The sequence below is a fragment of the Gemmatimonadaceae bacterium genome (assembly GCA_030647905.1).
Lineage (GTDB): Bacteria > Gemmatimonadota > Gemmatimonadetes > Gemmatimonadales > Gemmatimonadaceae > UBA4720.
The window spans coordinates 67,115-77,084 of record JAUSJA010000014.1 but is presented as its reverse complement, the minus strand read 5'-3'; the positions used below and the strand labels follow the sequence as shown (position 1 = coordinate 77,084).

7 protein-coding genes and 1 pseudogene are annotated in these 9,970 nt (G+C 57.0%); 4 read left to right on the top strand and 4 right to left on the bottom strand.

Going from position 1 to position 9,970, the window contains the following annotated elements:
* Positions 1–257: 257 nt before the first annotated feature.
* Positions 258–815: a peptide-methionine (R)-S-oxide reductase MsrB gene (gene msrB, locus Q7S20_02890; GenBank protein MDO8500766.1), complete on the bottom strand. Its 558-nt coding sequence runs from the start codon at positions 813–815 to the stop codon at positions 258–260.
* Between the two features lie 82 nt (positions 816–897).
* Here msrB and Q7S20_02885 point away from each other — a divergent pair, with 82 nt between their 5' ends.
* Positions 898–1,098 carry a hypothetical protein gene (locus Q7S20_02885; GenBank protein MDO8500765.1) on the top strand — a complete coding sequence of 67 codons (201 nt, stop codon included), beginning with the start codon at positions 898–900 and terminating at the stop codon, positions 1,096–1,098.
* A 210-nt stretch (positions 1,099–1,308) separates the two neighbouring features.
* On the opposite strand, the gene Q7S20_02880 is transcribed toward Q7S20_02885, so the two are convergent.
* Positions 1,309–1,839 carry a hypothetical protein gene (locus Q7S20_02880; GenBank protein MDO8500764.1) on the bottom strand — a complete coding sequence of 177 codons (531 nt, stop codon included), beginning with the start codon at positions 1,837–1,839 and terminating at the stop codon, positions 1,309–1,311.
* A 381-nt stretch (positions 1,840–2,220) separates the two neighbouring features.
* Here Q7S20_02880 and Q7S20_02875 point away from each other — a divergent pair, with 381 nt between their 5' ends.
* A complete protein-coding gene (locus Q7S20_02875) occupies positions 2,221–2,985 on the top strand; it encodes a DUF3800 domain-containing protein (GenBank protein ID MDO8500763.1) in 765 nt (254 codons plus the stop codon).
* A gap of 489 nt (positions 2,986–3,474) precedes the next feature.
* Here Q7S20_02875 and Q7S20_02870 read toward each other — a convergent pair.
* A pseudogene (locus Q7S20_02870) lies at positions 3,475–3,759 on the bottom strand (integrase core domain-containing protein).
* Positions 3,758–4,918, bottom strand: a complete 1,161-nt coding sequence (locus tag Q7S20_02865; GenBank protein ID MDO8500762.1) for an IS30 family transposase — start codon at positions 4,916–4,918, stop codon at positions 3,758–3,760. Before Q7S20_02865 ends, Q7S20_02870 begins: the two are co-directional and overlap by 2 nt.
* 186 nt (positions 4,919–5,104) lie before the next feature.
* Here Q7S20_02865 and Q7S20_02860 point away from each other — a divergent pair, with 186 nt between their 5' ends.
* Positions 5,105–8,293, top strand: a complete 3,189-nt coding sequence (locus Q7S20_02860) for an N-6 DNA methylase (protein MDO8500761.1) — start codon at positions 5,105–5,107, stop codon at positions 8,291–8,293.
* A gap of 597 nt (positions 8,294–8,890) precedes the next feature.
* Positions 8,891–9,937, top strand: coding sequence for a hypothetical protein (locus tag Q7S20_02855; GenBank protein ID MDO8500760.1), 1,047 nt, complete (start codon positions 8,891–8,893; stop codon positions 9,935–9,937).
* Positions 9,938–9,970: the final 33 nt, after the last annotated feature.

Genomic DNA, 9,970 nt, shown 5'->3' with positions numbered 1-9,970 from the left:
ATGAGACCTGCTGGCAGCGCAACCGTCGCGATGACTTCGTGATCGTGACGATCGGCGCCGACAACATCGTCGTCCCCCCGGGCGGCGAGTAAGGCTCTGAAATCGAGTCCGGCTCCCTCGGGAGCCGGATGAGAGCAAAAGGAAGCGGGGCGTCGAGAGACGCCCCGCTTCCTTTTGTGGTCGTACGTCGCAGCCAGCAACTGCGCCTCTGTCACCTCGGACCTGCGTCCCTCTCCGTTGATCTGTCTGTCGAGAGCTTACTTCGCCTTCCCCTGCTTCACGAACAGAGGCAAGTACTTCCCGTATCCCTCCGCCTGCAGCCGGGACACCGGGACGAACCGCAGCGCCGCCGAGTTCATGCAGTAGCGCAGTCCCGTCGGCCGCGGGCCGTCGTCGAAGAGATGCCCCAGGTGCGAATCCGCGAGCGTCGAGCGAACTTCGGTGCGCGGATATCCGAGCTTGTAATCGGTCTTCGTGCGCAGACTGCCCGGCTTGAGCGGCCGGTAGAAGCTCGGCCAGCCGGTGCCCGAGTCGTACTTCTCGAGCGAGCTGAACAGCGGCTCGCCGGAGATGACGTCCACGTAGATGCCCGCCTCGTGATTGTCGTGGTACTCGTTTCGGAAAGGCATCTCCGTGTCGTCCCTTCGTGTCACCGAGTACTGGATCGGCGTCAGCTTGCGCCTGAGCTCCGCGTCGCCGGGCCGCGTGTAGGCCGCCTTCGCGGCTGGTGCGGGAGCCTGCGCCGCCGCTGGCGCGACCGATGGAGACGCGTACAACATGAGAGCGGGAATCGCAAAGAAGATTCTGGATGTCATCGTATTGAGAGCTGGCGGTTGGAAACGCGCCGGAATCGTCACACTGACTCGACGCATCTATATATACGCCGCACCTCGGGAAATGGGTTCGTCCGCGCATTCTGCGCTCGCGCGATTCCCGCCGCGCGGGGACGATGTCCTCGCGGTAGCGGCGGGAACACAATCTTCGCGGATGCTTGCCGCGATTCAGTCGGCGGCGCTCCTTGGAATCGACGCCTATGACGTGACAGTCGAGGTGGATGCGACGCCGGGGCTGCCGCAGTGGACACCCGTAGGGACTTAGAGACCAAAAAAGGGAGCGTGTGCCTACTGTGCCCAGCCTGCTTTCGCATGCGCTGGGTGCCCTAGCTTGACCCGTATGCGACTGCCGCCCTGCCTACTGTGTTCCCGGTGACCCGCTCAGGCGCAGGCCCGTATGGGGGGAATGGAAGCGCTGACTTGCTACGGATACCGGCGCGAATAATCGTGAGATTTTTCTGCAAGAATCGCCGGACTACTGCTGTTCGGTCCTCATTTCCCCAAAGGTGTAACCTGCGACCTCGCTGATTCTCCCTCTCCACAGGATTCCTTCGTAGCGTTGCGGAACCTGAGATGTGCCAAAGTAGGTCCGCGCATTCTTCAGGTGAATAAAAGCCGCTGGGCGTTGACCACGCTCCCTCTCCCCTGTTTCCTTATCCCGATTGTCATCATCATCCTGCTCCTCATCGTCTTCCTCATGCTTTGTTGCTTCAGGATAGATGTCCCTGTATCCCGCAAACATGTTGCGCGCCTCATCTTCGCTGAGACCCATTGCCGCACCGACTGCTTCACCAAGCAGAGTGAAGTATTCTCGCCCACCGATGATCTGACCCGATACCATGGACCCGCCAAGCGAAAGCGTGACGCTCAGAGTGATGCCTTTGTTAGCCAGCGCAACTAGGTCCTGAAGGAACCAATCGCCGGAATTGGCACTCATCAAGTGTAGGCTCTCTAGCTCGAACTTCGTGAACTCTGGCGATTCGGATTCGGGTTGCGGTGCAGTCATCGGTATAGCCTCATTTGGCGCAAAGATGAACCGGATTTTTCATGGGTTTCTTACTTGTGTGAAGATAATGGACCATCACGGCGCGTGTCATTGCCGCACGGAATCCCGAAAGCTCTACACTGTTCCCGCACGACTCCTCAATCGCTGTCAAAACCAATAGCAGCAGGTCCCTCTCCACCTTCGCGTGTTGTCCGTTCATTTCACGTAAGCTCTATCTTCGTGTTCGAGTGCAGGGAACCAGGCGCTTTCACCAGCCATCGTTTTCTCGCACCGCCATTAGGAGCGGAAGGGGGCTGACACAATTGCCAACTGTTGCGCGAGTACCTGGGTGCGGTATACTGCGCAGGACCGAAAAGTAAACGCCACTCCAGCCACCGTAGCATGTCGTCCGTCACTTCACCCGATTCTAAGGGCTATTCATCGCCGCCAGCGCCAGCGCCGGCTGCTCTCAACATTTTCTGTGACGAGAGCAGCATGTCGGGGTGTCGGTATAAGGCTTTCGGGGGGATCTGGATTCGTGCTGACTACGAGCCAGAACTACGCGCGACAATGGCCGCGATTCGGGCTGAAGTGGGGTGGAAGCCTGATGGCGAAGTGAAGTGGAGCAAAGCCACAGGTCCCGTGTGTCACCCAGCGTATCTAAAGATTGTCGATGCGTTCTTTGCCATGAAGTGTCGGTTTAACGCCTTGGTCATCGACAGCTACAACATGGGTCGCAATAGAGGGGAAGACCCTGAGCAGGATTACTACCGCGATCTTCACTGGCTCATACGTAGGCGGGTGTCGCCGAATGCCACTTATCGTGTGGTCCTTGACCAGCGCAACAACAGGGAGCGCAACAGTCTTGGCGACCTTAAGGCTGTTCTCAATCATTCGGCTCGAAAGGACTTCGGAATCAGCCGAGACATTTTCGCTGAAGTAATTGCCCGAGACTCAAAAAAGGATTGTCTTGTTCAACTCGCAGACGTGTTGGTCGGCGCGGTCTGCTACCATATGAATGGTAAGCATTGTTTCGAGCGCGCGAGCCCAAGCAAGATTGCGCTTGCTGCCTACATTGCCGAGAAGGGGCTTTTCTCGCGCAACGTCATCATGCGGACAGCAAGCGGAAAGCTGAAGTTCAACGTCTGGCTGTGGACGCCTAGATAAAAGCGAGAAGCCGCCCCGTCTGCTGATCTGCTCGAAGAGCAGAGACCCCTAAACTGGTTAGGGAGTTCGCTAGACAGTGGCGGCTTCTCAAAGGTCGATCAGTCGGAAGACGCTGATCTAACCGTGTTCGCAACTGGTGCTATCCTGCGACAGTCACATTGCGATGTCAACTTAACCCTAGTGCAAGATCACGACCAGTGTCGCACTATGGAATCGGTTAAGTGGTTGCTAAACAACTACTTAGTTGATACAGGAGCGTATCAAAAAGGTTCCCTTGGAAAGGGGTAGATCGGACTCCGCACAGCACGCCCCACCGCAGCGCATCCAGATCACTCCAGAGCGAAGAGAGACAGTGACAGCCAGCCCCTCTCCCTTCGACTCTGAAGCTAGGACGACTAGAAGTAGTCGCCACTTAGGAACTGTGCGCGCTGCTTAATGCGTCCAAGAACATGTCATAAGTGAACTGCGCCGGGTTCCGTGGACGGCGAGTTAAGCTACTGCCATTGTCCGCTCGAAGTCGACAGGACTTCGGTTACCCAGGGATGAGTGCCTCCGCGTGATATTGTAGAAGCGTTCGATATAGTCGAACACGTCGGCGCGTGCCGCATCTGGAGTACGATAATCTTTGCGGTGGCATCGTTCGATCTTCATTGTCGAGAAGAAACTCTCCATCACCGCGTTGTCCCAGACGTTGCCTGAGCGGCTCATGCTGCACGTGACGCCCAGATTGTCGAGTAGCCGCTGAAACTCCTCGCTCGTGTATTGGGTGAGTTCAACCGGTCGATGCAACGCAGGCAGCGAGTATAGCTCCAGGCGTCAGGAATCCAAGAGTTTTGCGAGGGCGCGTGTTGAGTTTGAGCGCGATGGCATCGAGATCGGCCTGGGTGTACGTCGAGAGGTCCGTGCCGGTCGGAAAGTATTGCCGTAACAGTCCGTTCGTGTTTTCGTTCGTGCCGCGCTGCCAGGGGCTCTTCGGGTCGCAGAAGTAGACGGCCACGTCCGTCGCCACGGTGAAGACTCGGTGCTGCGCCATCTCCATCCCGCGGTCCCACGTGAGAGATGTCATGAGGCCAGCGGGCAGCTGCTGCACCTCACGGATGAGTGCCTGCACGACGGTCGCCATGTCCTTGCCGGTGATACGCAGGAGCTGCACGAACCGGGACTGTCGTTCCACGAGTGTCGCGATGTGCGTGTTCTTGGCCCCGGCGAGCAGATCGCCTTCCCAGCTTCCTGGGATCGCACGATCCTCAACGGTGGCGGGGCGATCCGCAATTGAGATCGCATCAACGATCTGGCCCCGCGCCTGTCCAGCCGTCGAGGCGCGATTGCTGCGCCGCATCCGACGACGCGTCCGTAAGTGCAGGCGAAGCTCTCGTCTGAGGACCCCGCGCGCCTGGATGTAGAGACTGCGATAGATCGTCTCGTGCGAAATCCGCATTGTGCCATCCTCGGGGAATTCACGCACCAGCCATCCTGCAATCTGCGCCGGCGACCAGTCCGCGTGCAGCTTGATCGCGACCAGAGCACGCAAGGCATCGTGCGTGGCGAGGTAACACTGCTTCGGGCGCACGGCGCGCCCCCACGCCCGCTCATCGGCATCGACCGCACGGTACGCTGTGCGGCCCGCATTGCGAGTCACTTCACGACTGATAGTCGAGGGGGCTCGCTGTAGCGCGTGCGCAATGGCCCGAATCGAGTGCCCAATCGCCAGCCCGCGCGAGATGGCCTCGCGCTCGGGCAGACCCAGCGACAAACGTGATCGGGTCCGGAGAGGAGGAACCAAGCCACCCCGCCCCTCGACGATCCCATGAATCGACGCGGGATGTTTTCCCAACGCACGCGCGATCTCGCTGTGCGACTGGCCATCTTTCCATCGCTGCCAGAGTTCGAGCTTGTGCTGATCTGAGAGTCCGGGTCGTCCAATGCGTGCCATGTGCTTTGCTCTCCCAAGTCGGTGCATCATGAATGATGTTGCATCGACCGGTTGAACTCACCCTACCTCGCATCCCGTCCGTCCTTCTACAGATGGCAGTTTCTGTATGATCTGCCGTAAGTTTGCAGCGACCGCGATAGTATCCCTGCCGCTTGAAACACTGCCTCAGCAGAAGGACGACAATAGTTGCGAAAAACCTATCAGTTCTCTCTCTTCGGAGCGGGCTCGGGAAAGGGCCTCCTCTTCGGCACCGGGGTCCTCTCGCAGTATTTGGACGACCACAAGGCCACCGTTATACCGGATGAGGAACGCCGACTTGCTCAGCTATCCGGATGGCTTAGTGCGTTGGGACAAACGCGAGCCAAGGAAGCCAGCCTCGAACAGCGATTCCTGCAGGACGTCTTCTGTGGAGTACTAGGGTATCGGCTGTACCCGAGCCACGATCAAGTGGCCTCGCTTTATCCAAAGCCGCCGTCGGAAGTAACTCACATACAGCGAACACCTGACGGAATGCTTGGAGCGTTTTCTTCCGAAGAGGTGCTGTTTTCAGCCGCTCTTGAGTTGAAAACACCGGGCACGGAACTCGACATGCCGCAGGCGCGCGTTAGCAACGAGACCCCGATAGAGCAGGCCTTTTTCTATGGCGAAAGCATTCTTGGTGTGCGCTGGGTCCTCGTCTCCGACATGCAAGTCATCCGGCTCTATTCTGTCGACTCCCGAACGGAGTATGAGGAGTTCGATCTGCGGAAGTGCGTTTCCGAGGAGCAAGCTGCATCGAGTACGTTTCGCCGTCTCTACTTCTTGCTGCATCATGATTTCCTAATCGGTACTACGGAAGGCATCGCTCCCGTCGACAGTCTGTATGACAAGACTACCGAGAGACAGTTGGCCATCCGGGACAGTTTTTATGAGGCGTACTATCGCATCAGGGCTGACCTGTATGACGGGCTCAGATTAGCGTCCGCGCAGCTGGCTCCAGTGCCGTCACACCAAGAACTCCTTGAAGCCACTCAAAGACTCCTAGATCGGCTCCTCTTCATCTATTACTGCGAGGACCATCCTCAGGCGCTCATTCCACAGGGCACCGTCAAGCGCGCGACGACAGCCGCGAGGCAGATGGCCGGGCCGAGCCCATTCAAGGTGTACGACCAACTGAAATACCTCTTTCACGAGGTTGATAAGGGAAGCCCGCTAACGAGTGGCCTGAGGCTATCGGCATACAATGGGGAGTTATTCAAGGACCATCGCATCATTGATCATGTCGATCTGCCGGATACTCTGCACGACAAACGCTACATAATTGACCTTGACGGGTTTCCCCGAATCATCTTCGGAGTCTGGGGCCTTCACGAGTTCGACTTCTGGAAAGAACTAAACGAACACCTGCTCGGTCACATCTTCGAGGAGTCTCTTTCGGATTTGGAAAGGTTGGGTTCACCCAACCAGCAATCGGCAGCGGAGAAGATCAACGAACGGAAGGCCAATGGTATTTACTACACGGCCTACGTGCTCTCGGATTTCTTGTCGAGAGGTGCGATTCATTCTCTGCTCAACGATGAGGCACCTATCTCGTCCGGAGTGGGGGCAGACCTAGAAGCTTCTCTTCAGAAGCGCATGAGCAAACTGCTTTCGATGCGGATTCTGGACCCTGCCTGTGGTTCTGGGGCATTTCTGGTTTCCGCGTACCGGGAAATGCTCGAAGAGTATTGGCGGATACGCGCACTCAATGACTCGATTCCAACACGCACTGCGGCTGCGACTTTGTTCACCTCCGCTGCAAGAAATGACCAAGCGACTCTATTGCGTAGCTGTCTATTCGGTTCCGATCGCCTCCCTCAAGCGGTAGAGATTGCAAAGCTTGCTCTGTGGCTGCGGTCCGCACAAAAAGGCGAAAAGGTAGCGGACCTAGGTGGAAATTTGATTGTCGCTGATAGTCTCGACGTGGAGGCCTTCTTCGCGCGGCTTGGCGCTGCTCCCGCGTCGTTTGATCTTCTCATCGGCAACCCTCCTTGGGGAGGACATGTGGCGCCGGAGGTTAGGGAACGTGCTCTAGCAGCTCTGGGGATTACCGATGAGGGTTGGGATTCTTGGGAACTGTTCGTCCTGCTCGCCCTGCGGGCCCTACGAGAGGGAGGACGCCTCGCCTTCGTACTACCTGACAGCCTCTTCTATCCCAACAAAGCACGCCTTCGCGAGCTGCTATTCCACAACGCTGTAGTTGAGAAAGTTTACAACCTCGGCCCCGATTGGTTTGGGAGGCACGTGCGTATGGGAACAGTGGTCTTGCAGGCTCGCCGAGGGGTGGCCACGAGTGACGCGCAGATGCGGTGTGGGGTCGTTTCTGGAGTGCTAAGGACCAAGGCGATTCAAGGACAAATTCCGCTTCGACAAATCGAAGCGCAGCGAAGCAGGCTCGTCCCGGTTCAACGCTCACTCACCTCGCCGACTTATGAAATCGAAGTTTTTAGGGGAGTGAGAGACGACCAGCTTATGGCCGTGATGGCCAACAACGCGACGCCACTAATGGACCTATGTGACCGCGCGCGTGGAGAGGAAATGAACAAGGCGGGGCTGGCATGGATTTGCCCGAGCTGTCTCTCTCCAACGACCCCCGGCGAGAAAGACAAGATTCTCGGATACAAGAACAAGATTTGTCCCAAGTGCGGACACCTCTTAACACCGAGGAGTGTTTCAAAGTTCAATCTGATTAGCACCGACCTGAGCGATCGCAGTGGAAGTCTGGTGCCGTTCATTGACGGCGACGACGTGAATCATCGCTACCAGCATGTGGTTCCCGAGAAATGGTTAAACACCAGCATTTCGGGTTGGACTTATAAGGATCCCGTGATTTATTCGCCGCCGAAGATCCTCGTTCGACAGGCGGGCCTCGGCGTCGTCGCAACCATCGACAGGACGGACTCTCGCTGCCCACAGTCCATGTACATCTATAAGCTCAAACGAAACGTAGAGGAGATGGGTTTGAGTCTGGAGTTCGTTCTCGCCGCCTTAGTGTCACGCACGATGGCGTACTACGTCTTCAAGCGCTTCTCGGAAGTCGACCCTGCAAAGGCGCACGCGAAGCTAACCCATCGTCGACTTTCTGAACTACCTATACCAAAGGTGGACCTATCCAAGCCACGGGAGAAAAGCCTCCATGAAACCATTTGCGAAGACGTGAACTCAATATTGGAAAGGCGAGCGATATTGGGCGGCGTTGAGGACCGCCGCATCGAGCTTGCTCTAAGAGAGTTGTGGGGACTTAGTGGCGATGATGGCGCATACATCAATCGCGAGTTCATCGACCTTCCAACCAGCCAAGTCATTCAGGACCTGTTTCCCGCGGGAGTCGTACAGGCAGCGGGAATGGCTGGCTAGGGTTACGCGGCCGAGGCCAGATTGCGCTGATCTTGCTGCCTTGGGCACGCGAAGGTTGTCAGCGCATGCGTGATTCTGCTTGCACAAGGGACGGAAGGCATGGCTCTCCGGAGGCAGTCTGACTACCATCGTGCACGCACAACAAAAAACTAGTCGAGCCGCTTCGGGCGCTGTGTCAATCGGGTCTAACAACCGAAATGGCCATCCAACTCGCGCTCGGATGGTCTCGGCCGTGGGATTCAGTCGCTTCTACCGAAACGCCGGACCATAGGCTCGCTGAGATGGCTACGCTGCACGAAGCGTATGCCTTCGCCATTCAGATAGTAAACGGGACCTTCCTTCGCGAGAGGGTGAGCAGCGGACTGCTGCCCTAGCTGCTTCCGCTGTACCCCAACGCCGCCTGGCGAGCTTCCGACCTGTCGTCGCCACGGCGGTCGCCGAGTGCTGATGCGGCTCAATCAGGCAGCGTGATAGCGGATTGCTAGCGGTTGTATAGCATTTATCTGTGCTTTCCATCGGTCTGGCTTTGCTCGATGGCTGGCGTAGGCTGCGTATTTTCGGTGATGCGACGTCACCAAACACTTTGGAGTTCGAAGCATGAGGACGACTACGGCTGCTAGCCTCGCCATTTTGAAAGTGAATTGGGAACGCCGCAATCTCGACTATCTAGACAATTTCACGCCTTTTCTGGTCTCCGCACTAGCGTTGGGGAATGACGACGCCGTGAGCATTCCCGACCTTCAGGATCGGATTAAGAGCGCGCACGGTTTGACTCTTCCGTTGCATGTGCTGAAAACCCTCTTGAATCGTGCTGCTAAGGATGGATTTGTCAGGAGAGAGTCTGGAGTTTTCTTTCGCGACTCATCGAGATGCACGGACGAGAATTTTGCCGACTTGCGCGCCGAGGTCGAGCAAGGGGTAGAGCGATTGGTTTCAGCGTTGGCGACGTTCGCTAGCGAGAAATGCGGTCAGCAGTGGTCGGCTAGCGAAGCCGAGGCCGCCATCATCGCGTTTGTAGCCGATGAAGGCTTAGAAACTCTCTACGCGAGCGTCGAAGGGCGTGTGATCGACGTTCCGCCGCCCTCGGCCGATTCGTCCTACATTGTCGGCTCGTTTTGCGCTTCGGTTCAGACTACGAAGCCCGAACTATTTGACGACCTGCTCACAGTCGCAAAAGGGACTCTTCTGGCAAATGCTCTGTACCTGCCCGATAGCAGTAGGGCGGCGCAGCGGTTCGTTGGTACCAAGGTTTATCTCGACACAAGCATTCTCGTCTACGCGTGCGGGTTCGCTGGGAAGGATCGCGAAGCTCCGGCGCGTGAACTGCTCACGCTTCTCCGATCGTTCGGCGCCGTGCTCGGATGCTTTCGAGAAACCGTCGAAGAAGTGCGCGGCATACTGGATTCGTGCGCCGCAATGATACGGACGAAGAATCTCCGCAATTCCTTCGGACCGTCGATCGAGTATTTCGTGGCAGCAGGGTTATTGAGCACTGACATCGACTTTATGGCAGCACGTTGCGAGACATACATCGAAAAGCTCAATGTTCAAATTGAGGATCGACTTTGCTACATCTTTGTCTTTCGGTGTGGTCCACGTCGGGAAATTAGCATTTTTACTTGTCGCGTTGCATCGTCGTGGTAGACTTGCCGTATTGTGGTGACAAAGGCGGACATT